We start from the raw sequence: 23,848 nt of genomic DNA, 5'->3' as shown, positions 1-23,848 counted from the left end.
TTGTAAGCGGGTGGACGGTGTTCCGCCGGGTCTTCAGGTGGGCCCGGCGGAGTCCCGGCCGATGAGCCGGCGCAGCCGGGTCTCGAAGCCGCGAGGATCCTCCATCATCGGGAAGTGGCCCACGCGCTCCATCATCTCGAGTTCCAGGCCCGCCAGTCCTTCGATGGGCTGGATGAGCGGGACGAGGGGCGCGGAGTTGATCGTCGCGACGGGGCGGGTGAGGAGTGGCCAGCGCGCATCGATGTCCCATCGCAGCAGCGCGTCCAGCACGGCCACCGCGGTCTCGGGTTCTTGTGCGCTCATGGTGGCGGCGATCCAGTCGGCCACGCCGTAACCGAGCGCATCGTGCAGCGTGATCATGCGGACGAGCGCCGTCATCGCTTTCGGAAAGTCCGCCCGGAAGGCGTTGCAGCGCTCCGCGATCTCCGCGGGTGGCCTGCGCCGGTACATGGCGGCATCGGTGAAGGTATCGACGCCAATCACCTTCCGGCACCTGTCCGGTCTGGCGAGCGCTATCTCGAGCGCGACCGGCCCACCAAGCGAATGGCCGACGAGGATGAGCTCGCGCAGCTCCAACTGCTCGATGGCGGTGACGACGTCCCGAGCCATCGCGTCGATGGGATGGGCGGAGCCCGCGGGGAGGCGGCTCGACAGGCCGTGGCCGGCCAGGTCCACCGTCACGACGGTGAAGTCGCGGGACAGGGACTCGAGCTGCGCATCCCAGAACCGCTGGTCACAGCACCAGCCATGGATGAGGAGGAGGGTCGGCGCACCGGTGCCATGCTGGGACCAGGCCAGTGCACGTCCATCGGGCAGCGTCACGGTGCCACGCTGGGATGGCCCGTTCTTGTTCGTTCGTTCCATGGTGTGTTCCTCCGGAGCGGCGAGCTTATTGGAGGACGCGGCTCAGGGGCAGATGCAGCCGCCCGTACACGCTCCTAAAGCCTTTCGCATGGGGCTATTCCTTCACCGGTTGGGCGCGGGGCGTGCCGCCGCCTGGCCTGAGCGCTTCCGCGGCCTGCTGGCCGAAGACGGTGGGCCAGAGCTGGATGTCGGAGCTGCTGAGGTCACCCCCGGCGTTTGCGTGTGGAATGCATCGTGCAGCGCTCTCCCTGGCCTCGACCCTGGAGGAGGTGCACTGCCGCTCCCTCCTCTGCGTTGGCGGCACTGCTCCTGGATGGTCGCTTGACCCTCGAGAGCGAGGGACCGGGCAAGGGCGCCGTATCCACCCTGGAGCTTCCGCTCACCCAGGCATCGCCGCGGCCCTGAAGCTTCAAGGCCGCGGCGTCCGGTGAGCTACTCGAACTGCGCGTGAGGAGGCAGCCAGTCGCGCTCCTGGGCGGAGCCCTGGGTGACGACGGGGGCCTCGAGCATCTCGGTCTGCTCCATCAGCTTCTGGAGGAACTCGAGCGTCTGGATCTGGTTCTCGGCGTTCATATGTACACCTCCTTGGCTTCGGACTTCCTTACGACATCGATCCTCTCCAACTGGGCGAGTCCGGCCTGGAGTTGGCTCCAGGCCTCCTCGGGAGAGAGCTTGCGCGAGACGGCGGCCACGTAGGCCTGACGGAGCTGCTCCTCGGTCTTGCCGTCACAGAGCTCGAAGATGAGCCACGCATTCAAGTTGAGCCAGTGCAGCCGGGGGCGCGAGGGCGTGAACACCAGCAGATAGCCATGCTCCTTCAGCGGGCGGAGCCTGAGGTCCGGCGTCTTCGTGTAGCGCCATTGCGAGGACATGTGTCACCTCAAGCGTCCCAGTCGACGAAAGGAGCCAGGCACTGTTGCAGCCAGCGCGTCAGCTGGAGACCCTCGGGCGTGAGCCGCGAGGCCCAGGTGGTGCGCAGGTGCTTTCCGAGGAAGCGCGTGCGATCCACCGAGAGCCCATACGGCACGCTCTCGTTGTTGCGCGACACCGACATGGCATGGCGGTTGTCCGTGTAGCTGCCCGGCTCGCCGAACTCCCGGAGCAACCCGGCGTCCGCCTGGTCGACCGCGGCCCGGTACAGCTCGATGTGCGCGTAGACGTGGAACGCGAAGATGGCGCGAACCATTGGCCAGGGAATGTCGCGCCAGGGAATCTCCAACGGGTCGCTGTGGGGATCCACGAGCGTGTGGGCGCGGACGACGTCGAAGAGCTTGAGGTGCAGTCCCTCATGCAGGAGGTGTCCGGCGGCGTCCCAGGGGTTGCGCAACTGCTCCGGCGACATGAAGACGGTCGAGGGAATGCCGTCTCCTCCCGAGGCGGACATCATCTTCCCGCCCTCGACCTCCACCTCCAGGAGGCAGATGGAGCTGATGTGTCCGAGCACGCTCGCACCGACCTCGGGCAGCACCCGAGCCAGCAGGGCACAGGCGCGATCGAGCCGCGCCACCTGCTCCGGCTCCGGCTGGATGATGCGCCCGGGGCGGCTTCCCCGGCTGGAGAAGGCCCGGTCGAATCCCTCTCGAAGCTCGCGCAGGACGGGGTCCTCGGCGTGGTCGAAGCTCCACACCCAGGTGTCCTGGCGCGGTCCGACCCGGAAGCGCCGGCTCATCCGCGCCTCGCAGGGCCCGTCGATGTCCGTGCGCTTCAGGGCCTCGGCCGCCAGCGAGAGGATGTCTTCCAGCTCCGCCTGGGGCGCCACCAGCGCGCCCTGCTCGAGCTTCTTGAAGGCCGCCTCCATCACCTTGCGCACGAGCGGATCCCGGTACAGCCGCCGGGCTCGTGCATCGCCTCCCTCCGTGAGGGGGGGCAGCAGCGCGGCGACCGCCGGCAGCCGCTCGGCGAACAACTCCAGACCGAACTTGTAGCGCTCCAGCACCAGCGCGTGAATCCGCTTGGAGTCGCCAAACACCGGGTGACGCGTCAGCTCCCGGTCGGCGGTTCGAATCGCATCCAGCAGGGACGCCTCCTGCTGTCCCTGACTCCGGAGGCTCTCGCTCAACGCCATGGGTGACTTCTCCTCCATGAACCGAGACGACGAGGAAGAAGCCACTCTGGCATGAATCACCGTGCAATCACAGATGTCTCGGTTGTTTTGATTTGCTTGAATAAATCCAAGCAGCGCCCTCCTCAAGGGGGTGGGGCGTTCGCGCCATCCTCCAGCAGGGGGGGGGGCTCCGTGGAGATGAAGCGTGCGATGTCCGCGAGTGCCTCGTCCTCCAGGGCGTGGTGGGTTTCCACGTAGCAGCTCGCGCGCTTCTCCAGGAAGGACTTGTTCCAGGGGACGTGGGGCTCGTAGGGCGCGAAGGCCTCGGCGCACCGTTGGGAAAATCCCAGGCTCGTGGCCAGGACCAGGCGCGTCTGCTTGCGGCTGCTCTCCCCCCGGTGGTTGGAGAAGGGCCGGGCCAGCGCGTTCCACAACCGCTCTCCCAGGGCGGCGTCCTTCCGGGCGATGCTCTCGCTCAGGGCCATGGCCCGTTCGAGCAGGTTGTTGCTGCCCCAGGGCACCTGGTGAAGCACGGCGAAGGCGCTCTCGAGTGACTGCGTGGCCTCGGCATGGCGGTCCTTGCCCACCAACCACTGGGCGCGCAGGGACCTGGCATCGAAGGGAAGCGAGACTTCCAGCTGCTCCAGGAGGGGCAGGGCGGCTTCATCGCCTCGCTGGACCAGGAGCTCGCCCACCAGCCGCAACTCCATGATGTCCCGGGGCTGCGCCTGCGTCTGCTGCCACAGCTTCAACGCCCCGGGCAGTTGCTGGCGGTTATAGGCGTCATACACGGCGCGGTAGGCCTGGAGCTTGCTGGCGTTCAGGTCGGGCCGACGTGGTGGGTCCCACTGCGTGGTGAGCAGCCGGAGCTCCTCCACACGCTGCCAGTCCACCGTCCCTCGCTCCACCTCCATCCGGTCCGCGCCCAGGTCGATGCCGAGCTGGCGCAACAGCGCTGGTGAGAAGCCCGTGTGCGTGCGGCCCACGCCGCGGGCGAAGGCGAACTCCACGTAGGACAGATCATCCGTGTTGATCAACGCCTCCTGTCCCTGGGACAGGCGCAGGGCCAGTGCCGGGCCCGCGATGAAGTGGGACAAGACGCCCTCCAGCTCCGTGGTCTCCCACGTCGTGGCCAGGGCCCGGCGGTAGGGCTCCTGGGCCACCCGGGCCCGCATGCGCTCCAGGTCATGGCGCCACGGCTCCGCGGTGGCCATCAAGATGAGGTCGCCGGTCTGCGTCTGCCAGGACTCCACGGCGCCGAACTCGGAGGTGAGGGTGGCGTAGATGCTGCGCACCGTGCGTGCGTCCACCTCGTAGGCCTGCACCCACTGCAGGAAGATGCCTCCGGGCGCCAGCCGCCGCCGCACCGCCTGGTAGAACTCGCGGGAGAAGAGACTGGCGATGCCGGCCCGGTAGGGGTTGGAGGGCTCGGAGAAGATGATGTCGTAGGACTCGTGGGAGGCGAGCAGCACCTCGCGCGCATCGTCGAAGATGATGTTCACCTTGGGGTTGTCCAGCACGCGCTCGTTGACGTCCGCGCACTGGCGCGCCATCTCCAGGATGGCCGGTTCGATCTCCACCGTGTCCACGCGCTCCATCCCCGGCACCGAGCCCAGCCAGCCCGAGGTGCTGCCGGTGCCCAGTCCGATGACGAGGGCGTGGCGTGGATTCGGATGGGCGAGGGCCCCGATGAGTCCACCCATCACCTGGGTGCTCGCATCGCCCACGCTGTTGCCATCCGACTTGCCATTGACGTGGAAGGACAGGCCGTCCGTGCCGAGGATGCCCACGCTGCTCTCCACGCCATCCGCTTCCCACAGCAAGGAGCCGCGCAGCCGCGATGAGGAATCGTGCAACTCCTGGGTGGAGCCCGTCTCCACTCGACTGCGTCCGGCGCCGATGCCGCTGTGCCGCCAGACGGCGGTGGGCCCCTCGGCCGTGAGCAGGACGACGGTGAGCGCGGCCGCGAACAACGAGGGGAGCAGCCGCGAGGGCGGCGCCTGCTCCCAGCGCAGGGACATTCCCGCCGCCACCAGGCCGAGCACCACCAGCACCCCGCCCACCGTCCGCCACACGCCCGGGGCCGTCAGCAGGGGCAGCAGACCGAAGCCGCCGGCCAGCGAGCCCACGATGGAGCCCACGGTGTTCCACGCGTAGGCCAGGCCCACCTGCCGGCCCACCTGCTCGCCGCCCCGCCCCAGCAGCGCCAGCAACAAGGGGAACTGCACGCCCGAGACGAAGGCGGCGGGAAACACCACCAGCGCGGCGAGCAGGGTCCAGCTCAACACCAGGCCGCTGAAGCCGAAGACGGACAGGGGCCGCGTCAGCGTCGCGAGCACCGCCACCTTGTCTCCCAGGGCCAGCGGCACGGCGAGCAGCAGTGCCTCCAGGATGCACGTCAGGGCGAAGCCTCGCAGGGTGGCCGGACGCGTCTGTCCCCAGGCCGCGTACGCCGCGCCTCCCAGGCCAATGCCCGCCAGCGCCACCATCAGGATGAGGCCGAAGGTGAAGGTGGAGCCTCCCAGCAGGGGGCTCGTCATCCGGTACCACACCATCTCCATGAGGAAGAAGGCGAAGCCCACCAGGGCCGCCGCCGTGAGGACGAAGGCGCGCGGGGGCAGGGGGAGTGTCTTGGCGTCCTCGGGGGTGGGGGCGGCCCGCGCCTGGTCCGGCTCGGACTCGGGCAGACTCCGCGCCACCGAGCGCGCCACGAGCGCGACCAGCACGTTGACCAGCGTGGCCAGCCACAGCGTCGTGCGGGTGCCGAACACCTCGAAGAGCAGGAAGGTGGACGCGGTGGCGCCCGCCACGGCGCCCAGGGTGTTGAGGCCGTAGAGCACCGCGAGTGCCCGGCGCCGCACGTCCTCGGGTGTCTCCGCGGCGCGCGCGGCCGCGGGCAGGGTGCCGCCCATGAGCAGCGTGGGCACCGCGAGCACCAGCGTCGAGAGCAGCAGCCGGACCACGGAGCCCACGCCCAGGCCCAGTGACACCGTACCGCCCAGGGCCACGTAGAGGGTGCGTGCCAGCCACACGAGCAACGGCGTCACCGCCGCGCTCAGGGAGATGAGCAGCTCCAGGTCGGCGTAGAAGGCCAGTGGCCGCTTGTGCCGGTCCACGCGCGCCCCGAGCAGGGCGCCTCCCAGGCCCAGGCCACCCATGAAGATGGCCAGCACCGCGGCGGACGCCGCCGTGGAAGCTCCGAAGATGAGGCGCAACTCCCGCTGCCATGCCGTCTGGTACACGAGGGCACAAAATCCCGAGCCAAACAGCAGGGGAGCAATCTTCCAGACACGTGCGTTCATCGGATCCTGATTCAGGGGGCGGGGTGGGCCCGGACGTGTCCGATTGAATCAGCCGGGTTGCGTCCTGACAAAGGACTTCGTCACGAGCCAGAGCGGGTGGTCGCCGCCTTGCCCTCGGAGTCGCTGAACCGGGTGCCGGGCGAGCGCCTCGTTCGGGGCTCGCTCCCCCGCTCTGCCCGCGGGGTTGACCACACGGCGAACTCATTTCGAGGCGTTGCTGGAGCGGTGGGGGGCTGACACCTCCCCGGGAAGAGTGATGAGGTGGGGGTCCTCGTCATGCCTCCTCCCGGCCCCCTGCTCGCTTCCATCTATGGCCTGTACCTGCTCGCGGTCATCACGCCCGGGCCGAACACGTTCATCGTCACGCGCCTGGCGCTGTCCGCCTCGCGCCGGCACGCGGTCCAGGCCGTGCTGGGGATTGCCCTGGGCAATGCGGCGTGGCTGTGCGTCACCCTGGGCGGCGTCGCCGTGCTCCTGCAGCGGTTGCCGGGAGGGATGCGCGCCGTGCGCTACGTGGGTGGGCTGTACCTGCTCTACATGGGCGTGAGGGGATGGCTCGCCGCGCGGGCGGCCTCACGCGCTTCCGCGGCGGAGTCGGCCGTGACTCCGGAGAAGGCGCTGGTGGAGCGGGCGCTGGCGGGGGAGGAGGCCCGGCCCTTTCGCAGCGGGCTGTTCTCCAGTCTGTCCAATCCGAACACCCTGCCGTTCTACCTGAGCCTCCTCGCTCCCACAGTGGCGGTGGGCATTCCCTCCTGGGTGCGCGTGGCGGCGGGTGCGGGCGTCGTGACGATCGGCATGGCGTGGTACGGGACGCTGGCCTGGGGCCTGTCCACCGGGCACGTCCGGCGGGCCTACTCCCGGCGCGAGCCGCTCATCCGCCGGGTGCTCGCGCTGGTGCTGGTGGTGTATGGGATTCGGCTGCTGGTGAAGGCATAGGGGCTCGAACAGGGTCCAACCCGCCGGCTGGGCAGGCGTTGGTTCGAACTCCTCCCCGGGCTCGTCCTCGCCCAGTCTGGAATAATGGAGCATGCCCCCATGCGCTGGTTCCGTGATCTGAGTATCTCCTCGAAGCTCCTTGTGGCCTTCCTCGTCTTGCTGGGGTTTTCCACCTTCCAGGGCCTCTTCGCCATCGCGCGGATGGATGACATGCGCGATGCATCCGATGAGGTGTCCTTGGAACGGCTGCCGGGCATCATCTATCTCGCCGACGCGAGCGATCGCGCGTCGAGCTTCCGCCGTGTCGAGCTGTTGCATGCCCTTGCGAGGGATGAAGAGCTCAAACGCCATTACGAGCAGCGGATGCGTGGCGACCTCGAGAAGTTCGAGCAGGGCCTCTCGCGGTTCGAGTCACACCTCTCCTCCGAGGAGGAGCGTCGCGCGCTCGAGGAGTTCAAGAGCCTCTGGAAGAACTACGTGGTCGATCACGACGAGGTCATCGGACTCACGAGCACGAATCGGTCCGCCGAGGCGCTGGAGCTCATCTCCGGTCGAGCGCACCACAGCTTCTTCGCCGCGAACACCCAGCTGCGGGCGCTGAGGGACATCAACTACAAGGCCAGCCAGAAGGCGGTGGGGAACTCGAACGCCACCCACGAGGAGGCACGCAGGTGGATCCTCGGGGTCCTGGGGGGCAGCCTCGCCGTGTGCCTGCTGTTCTGCTTCTTCGTCGCCCGGGCGATCTCCAAGCCACTGGCACAGGCGGTGGCGGTGGCTGATCGTCTCGCCGAGGGGGACTTCTCCGTGCGCATCTCCTCGGACGCGCGGGACGAGACGGGCCGGCTGTTGGTGGCCTTGGAGCGCATGGTGCGCAAGCTGGCCCAGGTCATCGGCGAGGTGCGCGAGGGGGCCAACTCATTGGCTTCGGTATCGGCACAGGTGTCGCTTTCCTCGCAGAGCCTGTCGCAGGGCACCAGCGAGCAGGCCAGCAGCGTGGCGCAGGCCACCTCCAGCCTGGAGCAGATGACGGCCAGCATCACCCAGAACCGCGACCACGGCCGGCAGATGGAGCGGATGGCCGTGCAGGGCGCCCGGGACGCGCGGGAGGGCGGCGAGGCGGTGAAGGAGACGGTGGAGGCCATGGGCTCCATCGCGGAGAAGATCTCCATCATCGAGGAGATCGCCTACCAGACGAACCTGCTGGCGCTCAACGCGGCCATCGAAGCGGCGAGGGGGGGCGTGCATGGCAAGGGCTTCGCGGTGGTGGCCACGGAGGTGCGTAGGCTGGCCGAGCGCAGCCAGACGGCGGCGCGGGAGGTCTCGGGGCTGGCCTCGGGCAGCGTGAAGGTGGCGACACGCTCGGGGCGGTTGCTGGATGAGCTGGTGCCCTCCATCCGCAAGACGGCGGACCTGGTGCAGGAGGTGGTGGCGGCGTCGGTGGAGCAAGCCGACGGGGTGATGCAACTCAACAAGGCGATGGGGCTCGTGGACCAGGTGATGCAGCGCAATGCGTCGGCCTCCGAGGAACTGGCGTCCACGGCGGAGGAGCTGTCGGCGCAGGCGGAGGCGCTGCAGCGGCTGGTGTCCTTCTTCCGCGTGGGGGATGACTCCGAGCGCGGCGGTGCTCGTCCCCGCGACCTCGTGTCCGCGGGCTCCGTGCGGCACGGGCTGAAGGCGGCGGCGTGAGGGATGGATCCACCCGGGGGCTTCCTTCCCGGGGCGCGGCCCTTCAGTCGGGCGAGGTCGTGGCGAGGGGGCCGAAGCCCCGGAGGGGCAGGGTGGGCGCGCGGTGCAGCCAGTTGTCCTCGGGGTAGCGCGCGGTGCCGTCGATGAGGTGGAGCGAGTAGGCGTGGCGGCTCCTGGGCGAGGTGTTGGCGCCGCTCTTGTGTGGCAGCAGCCCGTGGAGCACCACGAGCGTGCCCTTCTCTACCTCCAGGGGCACCATGCCCTCCTCGGGCAGGGGGGTGGGATCCAACACCTGGAAGGCCGTGCCGCCTCCCTCGGCGCGCACGAAGCGCTTCTTCAATCCGAGCGCGTGCCCGCCGGGCAGCGCCCACAGACAGCCATTCTCCAGCGTGGCGTCCTCCAGGGCGAACCAGAAGCCCAGACAGGTGGTGGGCTCCGTGTACAGGAACGTCGAGTCCTGGTGGCTGTTCACCTCACCGCCGATGAAGGGCTGCTTGAAGATGTACATCGACTGGAGCAGCAGCGCCTGCTTCAGGCCCAGCTCCGAGGCCAGGGTCGCCAGCTCCGGTGTGCGCGAGAACCGCTCGAAGACGGGGTCCAGGTCGTGCATCGCGTGGCCGATCTTGTTGATGGACAGCGTCTTGTCCTGGCGCAGCGAGCCGTCCGGGCGGAAGGCGTTCTCCTCGAAGAAGAACCGGATCTGGTCCCCCGAGGAGAGGAAGTACTCGTCCGAGGTGCGGCTCTGCTCGTGCGTGGTGAAGATGGAGACGGTCTCCGGCTGGAAGTCCGCCACGAGCGCTTCCGCCCGGGCCTTCAAGGCCTCGCAGGCGTGCGCCGGGACGAACCCGGGGAGTACGAGGAAGCCCTGTCGCGCGAAGTCTCTGGCCTGGCTCATGTCCACTCCTTTTGACGGTGTCATCCTCACATTTCAATCCAAGGCCGCCAACACCTCCTTGGCGCCCGGGGTGGCTGGGCATGCGCACGCCCGCCTCTATGTGGCCGATGGCGCCAGGAGGCTCCAGGGTTGAGGGGACCAAGGAGGTTCGTCTGGCCACAGACAGGAGGACTCCTCATGGCGCAGCTTCCCCAGTCCAATGAACCCCATTCCCCCGCGGAGCGGGATCGCCGTGCCGCGGAGTCTCCTCCTGGCTCGAGCGAGCGCGCGGAGTCGGACGTCACCGGCTGGAGCGTCGAGCGCGACGAGCCCCCCGAGCTGCGCCAGGACCGCTTCCAACGCGCCGCCCAGATGTGGATGGCCAACCCTCGCACCGACGCGCTTCCCTCCAGGGATGCGAGCGTGAGAGTGCCTGACGGGCCCTATGGCTGGGATGATCGCGCGCTGGGTGACGCCGTCGGATTGGGGGAGGGACCCCTCATGGGCGATCAGGATTGGGACACGTCCCAGGGGTTCTGGCACCCGGCCCGCGAGTACCGCCCGTGGGACCGCTATGGCGCTGGCGAGCCACCGATCGTCCCCTCGGAGTTGTCTTCTCTGACAGGCCGCCGCTGGCCCCGAGAGCCGTTGACGGCGCGTGAGGTGATGACTCGCCAGACGCGCACCGTGAAGCCCGGCAGCGGACTGCGCGAGGTGGCGTGGCGGATGAAGGAGGACCGTGGCCCCGTCCCGGTGGTGGACGAGCACGGACGGCTGCGCGGGATCATCACGGAGCGAGACCTGATCGCCCGGGTCCTGGCCGAGGGGCGTGCGCCCGAAAGCCTCCATGCCCAGGATGTGATGACGGACGAGGTGGAGACCGTGCGACCCCACGAGACCCTGCCCGCCGTCATCATGCTCATGGGCCGCCATCGGCTGCGCCGCGTGCCGGTGGTGGAACGCGACGGCCAGTTCGTGGGAATCGTCTCGATGGCGAACCTCGCCACGCGCGCCGAGCATGACGAGGAACTGCGGGAGGCCCTGCACCTCATCACGGAGCGGGGTTCCTTCTGGCGCCACCTGGACTGAGCCTTCCGGCTACTCGCGCACCACGAAGTCCCGCCCCACGAGTCGTTTGACACCTTCGCGGGCGTGGTCTTCGGCTCCACGCCGCCCAGCACCGTGTTGCCCCGGACCCCCGGTGACAGGATCATGAACCCGTTGTTGAGGTCATGCCCCGTGCCGAACATCTCCGTGGCACCCTCCGGCCGCGAGCGCGTGCGCCCGAACTCGGTCGCCATGTAGATCAACGAGCGATCCCACAGGCTCTCACCACTCGAGTCGAAGGGCTCCGACTTGAGCAGCTCGATGAGCTTGTCGATCGTGTCCATCAGGCGCGACCACATGAAGGCCTGGATGGAGCGGTGATCATTGTGGCTGAAGTCGTAGGCCAGCGGCGGATTGGTGACCTCATACGAGGGAGTCACCACCATGTTGAACGATGGGCCCAGGGTCACCGACACCGACACCCGGTGCTTGAGCAGCAGGAATGCCAGCGCCGCCTGCCCCTGCACCGGATCCGACATGTAATGGGGGAAGACCGCGCGCAGTCGCTCCGCATCGGGGAACTCGACAGGCCGTACTCGGAGAGCGGCGTCTTCGGCGGCTGGTCGGGCATCACGTTGAGGCGGCTGATGAGGTCCTGCACCTCCAGCGTGGCCTGCCCCGAGGTGCGCTGCTCGTTCCAGAGCCGGAGCGCCGCCGCGTCATCGAAGGTTCGAGTGCCGCCGGGGTGGTGAGCGCGTCGCGGCAGCCCGTCAACAGGGGCCCCATCGTGGAGCCCGCCGCGCACATCGACAACGCCTTCAGGACTTCCCGGCGCGAGAGCCGTCCATTGTTACGCAGTGACATGACGTTTCCTTAGAAGAAGACGGATTCGGCGGAGGAGAGGACGGTGAAGCAGGCCAGGGTCATCCAGTCGCGGCCCGGTGTCTGACTGCCCATGGACTCAACCCGGGTGGCCAGTTGCGACAACGTATCCACCTCGGTTCGCGTGGGTTTTCGCAACAGGGCGCGCTGGTAGAGCGAGGCGATGGCGTCGCGGACCGGCGCGCCTTCCCGGTGGGTCAGACGCCCCCGCGCGTCGAGTTCGATGCCCTTGAAGAGGAGTGCCTCCCCAGGGGTCGTGAGTTCGAGTGAGACGCGCCGGGCGCAGGCCGCCAGGGCCATGCGGTCGATGACGTTGGGCGTCGTCGCGCCCGTGGTCTTCAGGGGCTCGTAGAGACCGACGCCGAAGGGCTCGACACCGCCCAGGGCCACGGTGTGCGCATGACTCGCGCAGGAATACTGGCCCAACTCGTTGCATACCTGCTCCGGCGGCAGGGACAGCGCCGAGGCGAAGTGGGCCGTGAGCTGCTCCGGATTCATGATGCGCAGGTTGTTGCGCGAGGAGGGGGCCACGTCACCGGAGGAACCCGTGCCGGCATCGGCGGGCGGCGGCGTGCCGGCATCCGGCCCCGAGGGCGAGGGGGACGGGCACGCGGAGAGGACACAAGCGGAGGACAACAGCAACACGCGAAGGAAATCAGGGCGCACCGTAGGACTCCGTGCGGATCAGGTCATGAAGCATGCGCTGCACGCGGTACTGGTGCGTGCCCTTGAAGCGCTTCCAGGTGGAGACGAACTCAGCGTTCTCCTCGGGGGTGGGGGGATGGCCTACGAGCAGCTTCCAGTAGTCGGTGACGGCGGCGATGGCGAAGGCATCGCTGTTGGCACCGAGCTCCGCCCACTCCACGAGGTTGTTCACCTTCTGGCCGAAGAGGTACCCGGTCTCCGGCATCTGGGTGATGATCGGGGTGACGTTGGCGAAGCGCTTCTCGATGCGGTCGGGCACGTAGGTCGCCCAGGGCGCATCGGGGTTGATGGGGAAGGACAGGCCCTCGTAGTTGCGGAAGGGGTAGCTGAGCGGATCCAACGTCGCGTGGCAGGCCGCGCAGCCAGGCGAGGTCACGCCCGCGTGGTCATAGTCACGGGGCTCGCCGGGGATGCTGAAGAGGCCCTCCTGTTTGGCGATGTCGAGGCCCAGGTACGCCCGGTAGGCTTGCGACGCGGCGTTGCGCGGCAGCGCGCTGAACATCACGAAATAGAGGAGGCTCCACCGGGAGGTGATGTTGCCCGCGCGGTGCAGCTCATCCATGGTTTGTGTCGGCAGCGTCGGCACCACCGTATAGCGGGTGGGGTGGGTCTCCCGGCGCACGTAGTACTTCGCCGTGATCACCTCGCGCGCGTCGTGGTCGTCGATCTGCGCGTAGGCGTAGAGCGCGTAGTCGTCGTAGTAGTCGGCGAGGGCGATGACACCGGGGTCCTCCTCACCCGCCTTGAGCGAGCCCACCGGGCGGATCTTCGGGTGCGCCAGCTTCCACAACTGCCCGTTCTTGCCACGCCAGAACTCGCTCTGGGTGCAGCGGTCCAGCTCGGCATCCATCCGGGCGCGCTGCGCGTCGGCGCTCAGTGCGCTGAACTCCTCGAACTGCGTGTAGGTGGGCGGCACGCCGCAGAAGTCGAGCAGGAGCCGCTTGTACGCGAAGCGCGCGTCATGACGGCACACGTCGTACTGGGGATTGCTGTCACCCTCCTGGCAACGGCCGGTGTCCACGGGCACGCTGTTGGGATCGCCCGGGAAGGTGCCGCGTTGGAGCTCCACGAGGTTGGGCACGCCGTCACTGTCGGCGTCCTCCGTCTCGACGGCCTTGAGCGCCGTGGGGAGCGCGTAGGCGAAGTCCGTGTCGGACAACGGGCGCGCCGCGCCGGGAGCCAGGTGGGGCTCCAGTCCAGCGCCGAAGACATTTCGCTGCGGTGGTGCGATGTGACAATAATTGCAAGATGGTTGCTGTCCGGTGCACGCGGGCGCCGTGGGATAGGTGGAGCAGAACACACCTCCCGCGGGAGGTTTGGCCAATGCCACACCCGACAGGAACACGGCGACTCCTAGAACGAGTCGTTGAATATTTTTGATTGGAAAAGCTGTCCCGTCACTCTTCATCGGATCCCTTCCCCGCGACCCCGGCCCCGGCCGCTTCGTTGGAGACCCCGATGATGTGCCATTGCGGGAAGTCGGGAACAACCGACACTCTCCGGTGGAGCGCCGCTTAATCGACACGAGCGCACGAGTTTCGAAGAAGTCCGCCGGGGAGCCGTCACCGCCTGTTGTTCATCATGGCGGTGAGAGTCCCCAGCCACCGTGCCATCTCCTCGGGTGAATGGAGGGCGCGTCGATCCAACCACCACTCGAGCACCCCCATGTAGGCCGAGGCCATGAAGCGGTTCATGACGGGGACGGGCACCCCCTGGAACCGGGCGGAGACACTGGGTCGCTCCATGTCGAGGTTCATGAGCTGCTCGAGGAGCTTGCGCAACTGGATGGAGAAGGCGCGCATGCCGCTCCGGCCAAGCATGAGGTGATACAGCTCGGAGTGCTCGGCCGCGTGCTGGAACCACTCCACCAGGGTTCGATGGAGGCGATCGGGCGAGTCACCCAGCTGATGACTCCTCCGCGAGAGTTCGAGGATCATGCCCCGCATGACGTGCGTGAGCAGCTCATCCTTGTCGCGGTAGTGCAGGTAGAAGGTGCTGCGGTTGAGTTGGGCGCGCTCGGTGATGTCCTGGACGCTGATGGAGTCGAAGCCCCGCTCACGCATCAACCCGAGGAGCGCATCGCGAAGCATGGCGCGGCTGCGGTGGGCACGCGGATCCTCGGGGGCGGGCTTCGCTGACTTGCGCGTGCCAGGACCGCCTCGCGCCTGTTTTTTCAGTGGTTTGGGCATGGGGCAGGGCCTTGAAGACGCCTGTCTAGCCGCCCCCCACCAGGCTGGCAACCCATCCGTCCCACCGTCCGTGGCGAGCACGACGGTCCACCAGGTGAGCGGACTTCTTCGACATTTGCGCGCTCGTGTCGAGGAAGTGGCGCTCCGTTGAGGCTCGTGGGTTGTGCTCTGCTTTCCACGATGGCACATCCCTCATCGTGGTTGCCGATGAACTGGCGAGACAGAACATCCAGGGAGCACGGTGATGCTGACCGAAGCACGAAAAGACGAATTGGCGCGCATCCTTCACCCGGTGGCTCCGCCGCGCGAGCTGGACAACGTCTATTCGCAGGAGCAGTTGCGGCGTTTGTTGGGGGTGGTGCGGAGCAGCGGGCCGCACAAGCTGATCATCGCGCAGCATTTCGCCTCCGCCGAGGAGCTGATCGCCACCTCCGCGGGTGGGGTTCCGGAGGGTGTGACTCCGACGCTCGACATGTTCCTGTCGCCCACGTTCCGCAACTTCTACGGGAACTACTCGACCTGTCTCTTCCCCGAGATCAATGACTGCTTCTATAACGACAAGTTCCTGGAGCTGGCGAAGAGCTACTGGGGGGCCAGATACGCCAGGCCCCAGATGATGCTCTTCAATGTGAACGGCCCGTGCGGCAATACGGACCCCGGACACCTGGATTCGCCAAGCTTCCGTGGCGTCCGCTATGAGAATTCGCCGACCTGGCTATGCAGCGTCATGGGGAAGTCGGGGCTGTTCCGCGACCATCTCATCAAGATGGCCCAGGTCATCACCTGGTTCTCGTATGACCCTCGGAGCGGATTCACCTACTGGCCCGACGGGCCACGCGCGGCACCCAAGCGCCTGAAGCCGCCCATCTACAATCGTGGCGTTCTCGTCCAGAACGAAATGATGGTCCATCGTGGTGAGGCGAATGGGCCTGTCGAGCATCAATACCCGGCGGGGCTGGACTTCTCCAGTGTGTTCGCTGGCGACCCCAGCAGTGGCGATCACTGGATTGTCAAAACCGGTGACGCGGTGATCGCGCGCTATCACACGGACGAGCTGCGCTTCCTGGTGCACTGGTCGGCCGAGGTGTTCGAGGACTTCGCGGAGCTGAAGAAGAACATGGACCATACCGCGGATCTCACCTTTGAGCAGGTCTTCGACACCCTGATCAAGGACGTGCGCTCCAAGGGCATCCACGTCGAGACGCCCACGGATCCACTGCATGATCCCGTGTTCATTCGCACCATCAACTCGGCCTACGACATCGGCCGTCCAATGTCCTATCCGCCCGAGGCGCCGGTGTCGCGGTTTCGTACCGCGGCCTGAGTTCCATCAGGAGAGAGTCTTGCCAGGTGCATCGAACACGAAGTTCGGGTTCACGAAGCTCCTCGGAGTGAAGGTCGCCTTCGTGACCGACGTGGAAGGCCATTTGATCGAAGTCGCCCAACCGCTCTGAAGGGAACAGCATCATGCTCGCAAGTACCTCCTCCTCGCTCCCCAAGCTACCCGAGAATCCCTCCCTGTTTACCCGCCTGCGGGTGGGCCTTCAGGCGCTCAAGGTGTTGCAGGTCGAGCCCACGAATCCCGCCTACGGCGCCTTGTTCTACGACAGCGTGGAGATCGGCCTGTGCGCGGCGCTCGCCCGGGACTTCTCCCGCCATGAGGAGGGCCGCCGCCTGCTGGCCGAGAGGCCCTCGTTGCGTGCTTCGGCCCTGGACATGGACGCGCTGGAGAAGTTTCCCTTGGGGTCACTTGGCCACACCTTCGCGCGCTACTTCCGGGAGCAGGGACTGTCGCCGATCGAAACACTCTCTCCGCCGAAGAACGATGCCCAGTACGTCGCCACGCGGCTGCGAGAGACTCATGACTTCCACCACCTGGTGACCGGCTACGACACGGATGTCATGGGCGAGATGGAGCTGCAGGCCTTCACCCTGGGAAACCTCCACCTGCGCACCTCGTTCCTCATCCTGCTCCAGACGGCGAAGTTGCCTCAGCGGGTGCCCGGATTCGATGCGGCCCAGTATGCCCGGCGGTTGTGGGCCGCGTTCCGGCGTGGCAGCCAGTCCCGGCAGCTCGCCAGCTTCCGGTGGGAGGACAACTGGGCGACGCCGCTGGCCATGCTACGCGAGCAGCTCGTCGCGCCCGCGCCGCAGTGGAATTGACGCTCCTGCTTCCATTCCTCACGCGGGGCTCGATGTAGGGAGCGGGGGTCGCTCGTCCAAGCGCTGGGACGGTGAGCCGTCCTGGCCCGTGTCCAGGCCTGGAAGACAGTCAGACGGAGGAGCCGCACCCGTGGGCACACCGGGTTGGCGTCCCACTCACGGGCTCCATCTTTGACTTGTCTCGTATTCGACAGGAGAGGCTCATGCTCAAGGGTTCGTGGTGGTGGTCCGCCGGGGTGGCCGCGTTGTTGCTCATCGCCGGTTGCAAGCAACAGGGTCAGCAACAACAGCGGGACGTCCAGAGGGATGCGCACGCTCAGGTGGAGAAGGCGCAGGAGCAATCGAAGGAGGCGCTGAAGCAGGCCGAGGATGCACAGGCCAGGGCCAGCGACGAGCAGAAGGACGTGGCCAACGCGCGTCAGGACGTGCAGCGGGCCCAGCAGGACCTCCAGGAGGCTCAGGCCAGGGCCCAGAAGGAGGCCCAGAAGGCGCAGACCGCTCAGCAGCAGGCCAGCAATCAGGCGCAGCAGGCCCAGGCCGAGGTCCAGCAGTCTCAGCAGCAGGCCGCCGAGGCGCAGCGTCAGCAGCAGGAGCAGATGGCGCAGACGCAGCAGCAGGCCGCCCAGCAGCAGGAGCAGGTGGCGCGCACCCAGCAGCAGACGGCCCAGCAACAACCTTCGGGCCAGATGCAGCAGATGGTGACGGGCCGGGTGGTGAGCTCGAGCCCGGATGAGCTGTTGCTCAGCAGCGCGGGGGCTCCGGGGCAGCCGCAGATCCGCCTGCAACTCACCCAGCAGACGCAGGTGATGGTGAATGGGCGTCAGGGCTCCACCGCGGACATCGCCGAGGGCAGCCAGGTGCGCGCCTCGTACCAGGATGTGGGCGGTGAGCCGACGGCGCTGCGCGTGGACGTGACGAGCAGTGGTCAGGGCACCGGCGGTAGCCAGGACCTGGGCGGCAGCCAGGGCGGGCAGCCGCTGCCGTAACGGGAGCGACACTCGGGGACAGGCCCGCGGCGACGGCGACCCGATTTTCGCGGTCAGGTCCGAAAACGGCCAGACTGCGGGGAGCGGCCACGCTACGAAAGCCCCGTGATGAAGACGCTGGAGAACGAGACCTGCTACCGGGCCCTGACCGCGCGAGACCGGCGCTTCGATGGGCTCTTCTTCGTCGGGGTGTCCACGACGGGCATCTACTGTCGGCCGGTGTGCACGGCGAGGACGCCCCGCCAGGAGCGCTGCGCCTTCTACCGCACGGCCGCCGAGGCGGAGCACGCGGGCTTCCGCGCCTGCCTGCTGTGCCGCCCCGAGCTGGCCCCGGGCAGCGCACCCGTGGACTCCGTTCCGAGGCTGGTGGCGGCCGCGGTGTCTCGCATCGAGGGGGGATTCCTCAACGAGTCGTCCCTGGATGAGCTGGCGGCGGAGTTGGGCGTCACCAGCCGGCACCTGCGCCGGGCGATGGAGGCGGAGCTTGGTGTCTCGCCGGTCGAACTGGCGCAGTCGCGGCGGCTCGCGCTGGCGAAGCAACTGCTCCAGGACACCGCGCTCCCGCTGGCGGAGGTCGCGTTCGCCAGTGGTTTCCAGAGCGTCCGGCGCTTCAACGCGCTCTTCCAGGAGCGCTTCGGCAGGCCCCCTTCGGAGCTGCGGCGAGCCAGTGACGAGGCGGTGGGCTCGCGCTCCCTCGTGCTCCGGTTGGATTATCGCCCGCCACTCGACTGGGAGCAGCTCCTGCTTTACCTGCGAGGTCGTGCCATTCCAGGAGTCGAGTACGTAGGGGATTCCGAATACCGGCGCACGGTGCGCCTGGGGGCCAAGACGGGCTGGCTCGTGGTCCGGAAGGATCCGAAGCGCCCCGCGCTGCTGGCCGAGGTCTCGTTGTCACTGGCGGGAGTGCTGATGCAGGTGGCCACGCGGCTGCGGGCGCTCTTCGATCTCGATGCGCAGCCGGAGGTCATCTCGGAGTGCCTCGGACACGACGCGCTCCTGGCGAAGTGCATCCGGGCGCACCCGGGGCTGCGAGTGCTGGGTGCTTTCGAGCCCTTCGAGCTCACGGTGCGCGCCATCCTCGGGCAGCAGGTCACCGTGCGCGCGGCGACCACGCTGAGCGGGAGGCTCGTCGCGCGCTTCGGCGAGCCCGTGGACGGTCCCCATGCGGAGCTCTCCCGGCTGTTCCCACTGCCGGAGACGCTGGCGGCGGCGTCGGAGGATGACGTGGCGGCGTTGGGACTCCCCGGGGCGCGGGCGAGGAGCCTGCTGGGGGTGGCGCGGGCGGTGGCGGAGGGCTCGGTGCGGCTGGACCGGCACGCGGAGGTGGACGGGACGATGGCGGCGCTGGAGGCGCTGCCGGGCATCGGCGCCTGGACGGCGCACTACGTCGCCATGAGGGCGCTGCGCTGGCCCGACGCGTTCCCCGCGAGCGATCTCGGGATTCGCAAGGCACTCGGGGGCGTGACGGCGAAGGAGGCCGGAGCGCGGGCCGAGGCCTGGCGGCCGTGGCGTTCGTACGCGGCGATACACCTCTGGACTTCTCTCTCGGAAGGAGCAGGCGGATGAAGCTGTACACCACGACCCTGAAGAGCCCGGTGGGCCCCCTCCGGTTGTACGCCAACGAAGGGGCACTCACCGCCATCTACCTGGAGAACCACAAGCGGGCTCCCGTGCTCGTCGCGAGCGAGGGGGAGGAGCACTCGGTGCTGCGGGAGGCACGACGCCAGTTGGAGGAGTATTTCGCGGGCGAGCGTGGGTCCTTCGAGCTTCCGCTCGAGCCGATCGGGACGCCCTTCCAGCAGACGGTGTGGAAGGCACTCCGGGAGATTCCGTTGGGCGTCACCTGGTCCTATGCGGGCCTGGCGCGCCACATCGGCCGGGAGGGGGCCTCGCGGGCGGTCGGGTCCGCGAACGCGAGGAATCCGCTCTCCATCGTCGTTCCCTGTCATCGGGTGGTGGGCACCAGCGGGGCGCTCACCGGATACGCGGGGGGCGTGCCCACCAAGCAGTGGCTGCTCGAGCATGAGCAGCGGATTCGTGGGGGCTCCTCTCGGGTGGGCCAGGCCTTGCTCCCACTCTAATGAGTCGCACACGGCACGCACTGGCCGCTCACATTCGTTCGCCGGGCAATTGGCTGGCTTGCTTCACCCAAGCGGCGAGTTGAGCTTCGTCGAGCGGGTCGTCCTCATGGATGTCGAGGTAGCGCGTGTCCTTGCTCTTGGACTCGCCGGGGGGGACAGGACGCAGCGACATGCCGCGGAAGAAAGCCACCTTGATGTACTTCGTGAAGCAATGGATGCTGAGAAACCAGCCTTGGCCCTCGACTCCGTACAGCGGCGAGTTCCATTTGACTGCCTTGTGCACGCCGGGGACGGTGCGCACGATGAGCGCGTCGAGACGAAGCCCGACGTCGCGTTTCCAGCCCGGCATGGCCGCGATGTAGGCCTGCACGGGGGCGTCGCCGTAGTCCTTCGCGATCTGGGGGTTGCCGCCTGAGAGGAGGGCCGGCTTCGCGGCCACCGCGGGGCTCTTGGTCTTGGTTGCGCTGGCCTTGGGCATCGCATGGTGCGCCGGCGGTTTCTTCGCCGCGGCCTTCGTGGGCTTACGAGCCGATGACCTGGTGGCCGTCTTGCGCTGTTTGGCCGCCTTTGCAGTGACCCGCTTGGTGGCGGCCTTCTTGGCGACCTTCGCCGGCTTCTTGGACGTTTTGTTGGCCATTGTCTTCACCCCTTGGCGCTCTGGTAGATCGGCCGGTCGTTGTGGCGCACGTCGTCGTCGACGAAGTCGACCAGGCCTGCCAGAGCCCGCCGGTTGAGGCAGTTGATGTAACGCTGGTAGAGGGAGGGAAGACCGGGGTCGGTCAAGGCGGTCGCCTCGTCGGGCATGGCGGCATCCTAGCACGAGGCCGCGGCCGGAAAGGACGGCGTCAGCGACCATGACCGGAAAGATCACCTCGCGCGTCTCCCTTCTCCTCTGACGAAGAGGCGCGGATCTCCCTGGGGACCAAATTGGTTCTTACCGGATCAGATTTGGACCAAAAACCCTCGCCTCCATACGATGCGCGAGGCAGGAGGAGTACTGCGCCCGCCACAGCAGCATTGAGACTTCGCACGGGCAAATCGGAGCGATCCCCGTGACGCCGTTGAAGGTGCCGTAATCATGTTCCGCTTGAATTCGATTTCTCCCGACCTGGCCGAGAGCTTCAGGCACGCGACACCCGGGCAACGACGCAAGGCCACGCTGGTTGCCTGCACGTTTGTAGCCTCGCGGGTTGGTCTTGAAGGTGAAGAGGTTGCCGCCGCACTCGAGCACCTCCGCCATGGTGGGGAGGTGGATCGCGATCTGCTCCAGAAGATCGAGAGCCTCGCTGCCCGGCTCGATGACGAGTACCTTCGCCTGGATGAGGAAGGCGATGAAACAAAGAGGCCGGAGGTGCTCCGGCTCTTCTCGAAGGCTCGTGCAGCTTCCGCTCTCGGGTTCGCCCTCTCCGAGGACCCCGGACAGCTCCACGAGGCGCTCTACGAGGCGCTTGCGGCGGTGGACGATGCCACTGGAGTCATCCGGCTGGTGGCGGAGGCGCTCCAGAGCTCGGGGAAGGTGTCAAAGGGCTCGTAGCCTACAAATCGTCTGACACCCCCTCCCGGACACCCCCTCCCGGGGGCTCCTTTGACACCTTCCTCCGACACCTTCCTCCCTGGGCGGGGGACGGACGCTGTCTGGCAATGACGCCCGGGACCGATGACACGGCCCGGGCGTTCTTGTTTCAGCGGGTTCTCGCGCCTCGCTTCAGGCAGAGCGTCTCCCGAGCAAGCCTCTCAGGGCGTGTAGAGCTCCGCGGAGGAGAGATAGGCGCCTCCGGTGCCAATGCCCCCCGAGATGAGCACCTTCCCGGAGTTCAGCAGGGTGGCGTTGTGTGCACTGCGTGCCACGGCCAGGGGCGCCGTCGAGGACCAGGAGTTGGTGGCCGGGTCGTACACCTGCACGGAGGTGAGGGGTTTGTCCGCGTTGTCGGCCCCGCCCGAGACGAGGATCTTGCCGGAGGTCAGCAGGGTGGCGAGGTGTCCCGAGCGTTCCACGCTCAGGGAGCCCGCCGGGGACCAGACGTTGGTGGCCGGGTCGTACACCTCCGCGGTCGCCAGATGGCTGTTGTAGTAAGCGTACTGTCCCCCCACGACGAGCACCTTGCCGGACGCGAGCAGCGTCGAGGTGTGGGCGTAGCGGACCGAGGCCATGGACGCAGTGGGAGTCCAGGAGTTGGTGGCCGGGTCGTACACCTCCGTGGTGGAGAAGAAGCCGGAACCATAGCCTCCCGTGACGAGCACCTTGCCCGACGGGAGCAGGGTGGCCATGTGCAGGTAGCGCACCGAGGTCATGGACGCAGCGGGGGTCCAGGTGTTGGTGGTCGGGTCATACAGCTCCGTGGAGGAGAGGAAGCTGCCATTGAACCCTCCCGTGACGAGCACCTTGCCGGAGGCAAGCCGGGTGGCGGTGTGGCCGAAGCGTGCCGCGGTCATGGCGCGGGCGGTGGACCAGGCGTTGGTGGCCGGGTCGTACACCTCCACGACGGCGGTGGCGGAGCCTTGGTTGTACCCGCCTGGGACGAGCACCTTGCCCGACGGGAGCACGATGTCCGGGGCGGAGTCGTGGGGCGAGGCCATGGAGCCGGTGGAGGACCAGGAATTGGTGGCCGGGTCGTACAGCTCCGCGGTGGCGGGCGTGCTGCGATTCTCGCCCGTCGCGATGAGCACCTTGCCGGAGGGGAGCAGGGTGGAGGTGTGGCTGGCGCGCGCCGTGGCCATGAAGCCGGCCGACGACGACCCGGTTGCGCAGGCCGGCAGCCCGGAGAGGGCGAAGGGCATGGACGCGGAGAGGCCGTACGCATTGGTGACCACCACCGTCACGGAGGGGGGAGGGCCCGCGTCAGCGCACGCAGGCGCCGTCCACACGACGCGGCTGGTGCTGGCGGTATTCTGCGCCGTGGCCAGCGAGCCCATGTTGGCGCTCCACGCGAACGTCAGGGTGCTGGACTGGGGATCCTGGGCGTTGACCTCGAAGGTGACCGGCTGTCCCGCGGAGGCGGAGAGGGCGGACTGGTAATAGTGGGTGAAGACAGGCGGGAAACGCTGAGTGGACGTGGAGGTCACGCACAGGTTGAGCGAGCCCGTCGTCTGGCCACCGCGACCGTCCTGGATGGTCACCGTGAGACGGCAGTTGTTGCAAGCGCTGGCCGGGACCGAAGACGGCACGAAGGACGCGGCGCTCGAGGTGTCGTTCGTCCAGGTGCCGGGACAGGAGGCGGACCACAGGTACGAGAGGGTATCTCCATTCGCGTCCGAGGCGATGACGGAGACCGCGGTGGACTGCCCCGCGTCGAGCTGGTTGAGGGAAGCGGAGACCTTCGAGACCACGGGCGCGAAGTTGAAGGAGATGTTGATGGCGGCGTTACCGGTGGCGACACCGGAGTAGACGTTGATGGCAAGGGAGACGGAGACGGCCGCCCCCTGCGAGTCCGTCACCGTCAAGGTGAGGGTCTGGACACCGAGGGTGGTGGGCGCGGTCCAGGTGGTATTGGCCGCGGTGGGGGCCGAGAAGGTACCGCTCGTGGCGCTCCACGCATAGGTGAGGGTGTCACCCGGGTTCGGGTCGTGGGCCGTCGCGGTGAGGGAGAGGGAGGCGCCCGTCTGCACGGCGGTGGTGGCCGCAACGACGGAGTCAATCAGCGGGGCTTCGTTGCTGTAGGGCGGTTGGGGAGACAGCTCCTGCAGGGTGAGTGCGACGGCGGTTGTCTGATTGGCGATGATGGTGACGCCGGATGTCTGTCCCTGGAAGCGCTTGGTGCCGGAGGCGTCGAAAGCGTCGGCGACGAAGGTGCGGTTGGTGCCAGCGGGAATATTGCCGATCAACCCTCCCCAGGTGCCGTTCGACTCGGCCAGGTCGACGACAATGGAGGTCATGTCGGAAGCGGAGATGGTGACCGTGACGCGGGTGACGTCACTGGCGGAAAGGGCTTGCTGGACGGCGGCGGCGAAGCTGACGGAGCCTTGCGGCTGCGTGTGACAGGCGGCAATGCAGAGCAGCAGCAATGCGGGGAGAAAGGAGAGACGGCGAAATACGGACACTCTTTGACCTCCAGTGGGTAATGCGCTGGTGAGGCTAGAGTGGACGGAGCA

The 23,848-nt window shown here is 67.7% G+C and carries 22 protein-coding genes; 10 read left to right on the top strand and 12 right to left on the bottom strand.

From position 1 onward, the window contains the following. Nucleotides 1-33: 33 nt before the first annotated feature. The 5 genes from CYFUS_RS45240 to CYFUS_RS45225 form a co-directional block, all read right to left on the bottom strand. The gene (locus tag CYFUS_RS45240) at nucleotides 34-864 is read right to left on the bottom strand and encodes an alpha/beta fold hydrolase (protein WP_095990873.1); all 831 of its coding nucleotides are present in this window, start codon (nucleotides 862-864) and stop codon (nucleotides 34-36) included. A 432-nt stretch (nucleotides 865-1,296) separates the two neighbouring features. Continuing rightward, on the bottom strand, nucleotides 1,297-1,437 hold the full coding sequence (locus tag CYFUS_RS51405; protein WP_157759022.1) for a hypothetical protein: 141 nt from the start codon (nucleotides 1,435-1,437) through the stop codon (nucleotides 1,297-1,299). After that, the gene (locus CYFUS_RS45235; protein ID WP_002626582.1) at nucleotides 1,434-1,736 is read right to left on the bottom strand and encodes a hypothetical protein; all 303 of its coding nucleotides are present in this window, start codon (nucleotides 1,734-1,736) and stop codon (nucleotides 1,434-1,436) included. The genes CYFUS_RS51405 and CYFUS_RS45235 overlap by 4 nt, the downstream gene beginning before the upstream one ends. 8 nt (nucleotides 1,737-1,744) lie before the next feature. Then, a complete protein-coding gene (locus CYFUS_RS45230) occupies nucleotides 1,745-2,929 on the bottom strand; it encodes an aKG-HExxH-type peptide beta-hydroxylase (RefSeq protein ID WP_095990872.1) in 1,185 nt (394 codons plus the stop codon). Between the two features lie 122 nt (nucleotides 2,930-3,051). Beyond that, nucleotides 3,052-6,150 carry a fused MFS/spermidine synthase gene (locus tag CYFUS_RS45225; protein WP_095992610.1) on the bottom strand — a complete coding sequence of 1,033 codons (3,099 nt, stop codon included), beginning with the start codon at nucleotides 6,148-6,150 and terminating at the stop codon, nucleotides 3,052-3,054. Nucleotides 6,151-6,486: 336 nt separating this feature from the next. Here CYFUS_RS45225 and CYFUS_RS45220 point away from each other — a divergent pair, with 336 nt between their 5' ends. Together CYFUS_RS45220 and CYFUS_RS45215 are read left to right on the top strand one after the other, a co-directional pair. Beyond that, nucleotides 6,487-7,146: a LysE family translocator gene (locus CYFUS_RS45220; RefSeq protein WP_095990871.1), complete on the top strand. Its 660-nt coding sequence runs from the start codon at nucleotides 6,487-6,489 to the stop codon at nucleotides 7,144-7,146. A 99-nt stretch (nucleotides 7,147-7,245) separates the two neighbouring features. Continuing rightward, nucleotides 7,246-8,832 carry a methyl-accepting chemotaxis protein gene (locus CYFUS_RS45215; protein ID WP_095992609.1) on the top strand — a complete coding sequence of 529 codons (1,587 nt, stop codon included), beginning with the start codon at nucleotides 7,246-7,248 and terminating at the stop codon, nucleotides 8,830-8,832. Between the two features lie 43 nt (nucleotides 8,833-8,875). Here the strand turns inward: CYFUS_RS45215 and CYFUS_RS45210 are convergent, their stop codons facing one another. Then, a complete protein-coding gene (locus CYFUS_RS45210; RefSeq protein ID WP_095990870.1) occupies nucleotides 8,876-9,727 on the bottom strand; it encodes a phytanoyl-CoA dioxygenase family protein in 852 nt (283 codons plus the stop codon). Between the two features lie 177 nt (nucleotides 9,728-9,904). Between CYFUS_RS45210 and CYFUS_RS45205 the strand changes: the two genes are divergently transcribed. Both CYFUS_RS45205 and CYFUS_RS54420 read left to right on the top strand, forming a co-directional pair. Next, a complete protein-coding gene (locus tag CYFUS_RS45205) occupies nucleotides 9,905-10,795 on the top strand; it encodes a CBS domain-containing protein (protein ID WP_095990869.1) in 891 nt (296 codons plus the stop codon). Nucleotides 10,796-11,295: 500 nt separating this feature from the next. Continuing rightward, complete coding sequence (locus tag CYFUS_RS54420; RefSeq protein ID WP_157759021.1) at nucleotides 11,296-11,505, top strand: hypothetical protein; 210 nt, start codon at nucleotides 11,296-11,298, stop codon at nucleotides 11,503-11,505. 121 nt (nucleotides 11,506-11,626) lie between these two features. Here the strand turns inward: CYFUS_RS54420 and CYFUS_RS45195 are convergent, their stop codons facing one another. The 3 genes from CYFUS_RS45195 to CYFUS_RS45185 all read right to left on the bottom strand — a co-directional run bounded on the left by CYFUS_RS45195 (nucleotide 11,627) and on the right by CYFUS_RS45185 (nucleotide 14,529). Beyond that, nucleotides 11,627-12,301 (bottom strand): hypothetical protein, encoded by a 675-nt coding sequence (locus CYFUS_RS45195; RefSeq protein ID WP_095990868.1) that lies wholly within the window; start codon nucleotides 12,299-12,301, stop codon nucleotides 11,627-11,629. Then, the gene (locus CYFUS_RS45190; RefSeq protein ID WP_232537178.1) at nucleotides 12,291-13,748 is read right to left on the bottom strand and encodes a hypothetical protein; all 1,458 of its coding nucleotides are present in this window, start codon (nucleotides 13,746-13,748) and stop codon (nucleotides 12,291-12,293) included. Before CYFUS_RS45190 ends, CYFUS_RS45195 begins: the two co-directional genes overlap by 11 nt. Nucleotides 13,749-13,902: 154 nt before the next feature. Beyond that, the gene (locus CYFUS_RS45185) at nucleotides 13,903-14,529 is read right to left on the bottom strand and encodes a TetR/AcrR family transcriptional regulator (RefSeq protein WP_198316361.1); all 627 of its coding nucleotides are present in this window, start codon (nucleotides 14,527-14,529) and stop codon (nucleotides 13,903-13,905) included. Between the two features lie 244 nt (nucleotides 14,530-14,773). Here CYFUS_RS45185 and CYFUS_RS45180 point away from each other — a divergent pair, with 244 nt between their 5' ends. The 5 genes from CYFUS_RS45180 (at nucleotide 14,774) to CYFUS_RS45160 (ending at nucleotide 19,759) form a co-directional block, all read left to right on the top strand. Then, the gene (locus tag CYFUS_RS45180) at nucleotides 14,774-15,853 is read left to right on the top strand and encodes a hypothetical protein (RefSeq protein WP_095990866.1); all 1,080 of its coding nucleotides are present in this window, start codon (nucleotides 14,774-14,776) and stop codon (nucleotides 15,851-15,853) included. Nucleotides 15,854-15,996: 143 nt separating this feature from the next. After that, nucleotides 15,997-16,692: a Coq4 family protein gene (locus CYFUS_RS45175; RefSeq protein ID WP_095990865.1), complete on the top strand. Its 696-nt coding sequence runs from the start codon at nucleotides 15,997-15,999 to the stop codon at nucleotides 16,690-16,692. A 203-nt stretch (nucleotides 16,693-16,895) separates the two neighbouring features. After that, nucleotides 16,896-17,678: a hypothetical protein gene (locus tag CYFUS_RS45170; protein WP_095990864.1), complete on the top strand. Its 783-nt coding sequence runs from the start codon at nucleotides 16,896-16,898 to the stop codon at nucleotides 17,676-17,678. 108 nt (nucleotides 17,679-17,786) lie between these two features. Further along, a complete protein-coding gene (locus CYFUS_RS45165) occupies nucleotides 17,787-19,244 on the top strand; it encodes a DNA-3-methyladenine glycosylase 2 (protein ID WP_332468447.1) in 1,458 nt (485 codons plus the stop codon). Next, on the top strand, nucleotides 19,241-19,759 hold the full coding sequence (locus tag CYFUS_RS45160) for a methylated-DNA--[protein]-cysteine S-methyltransferase (RefSeq protein ID WP_095990862.1): 519 nt from the start codon (nucleotides 19,241-19,243) through the stop codon (nucleotides 19,757-19,759). Before CYFUS_RS45165 ends, CYFUS_RS45160 begins: the two co-directional genes overlap by 4 nt. Before the next feature lie 28 nt (nucleotides 19,760-19,787). On the opposite strand, the gene CYFUS_RS45155 is transcribed toward CYFUS_RS45160, so the two are convergent. After that, entirely contained in the window at nucleotides 19,788-20,396 is a 609-nt protein-coding gene (locus tag CYFUS_RS45155) for a DUF1801 domain-containing protein (RefSeq protein WP_095990861.1), read from the bottom strand. 5 nt (nucleotides 20,397-20,401) lie between these two features. Next, nucleotides 20,402-20,563, bottom strand: coding sequence for a hypothetical protein (locus CYFUS_RS51395; RefSeq protein WP_157759020.1), 162 nt, complete (start codon nucleotides 20,561-20,563; stop codon nucleotides 20,402-20,404). A 274-nt stretch (nucleotides 20,564-20,837) separates the two neighbouring features. Here CYFUS_RS51395 and CYFUS_RS45150 point away from each other — a divergent pair, with 274 nt between their 5' ends. Next, a complete protein-coding gene (locus CYFUS_RS45150; RefSeq protein ID WP_095990860.1) occupies nucleotides 20,838-21,293 on the top strand; it encodes a hypothetical protein in 456 nt (151 codons plus the stop codon). A 200-nt stretch (nucleotides 21,294-21,493) separates the two neighbouring features. Here the strand turns inward: CYFUS_RS45150 and CYFUS_RS45145 are convergent, their stop codons facing one another. After that, nucleotides 21,494-23,797 (bottom strand): Kelch repeat-containing protein, encoded by a 2,304-nt coding sequence (locus tag CYFUS_RS45145; protein ID WP_095990859.1) that lies wholly within the window; start codon nucleotides 23,795-23,797, stop codon nucleotides 21,494-21,496. Between the last annotated feature and the right edge of the window lie 51 nt (nucleotides 23,798-23,848).

This window comes from Cystobacter fuscus (assembly GCF_002305875.1).
Taxonomy (GTDB): domain Bacteria; phylum Myxococcota; class Myxococcia; order Myxococcales; family Myxococcaceae; genus Cystobacter; species Cystobacter fuscus_A.
The sequence above is the reverse complement of the archived record's forward strand: the minus strand, read 5'-3'. Positions and strand labels throughout refer to the sequence as shown.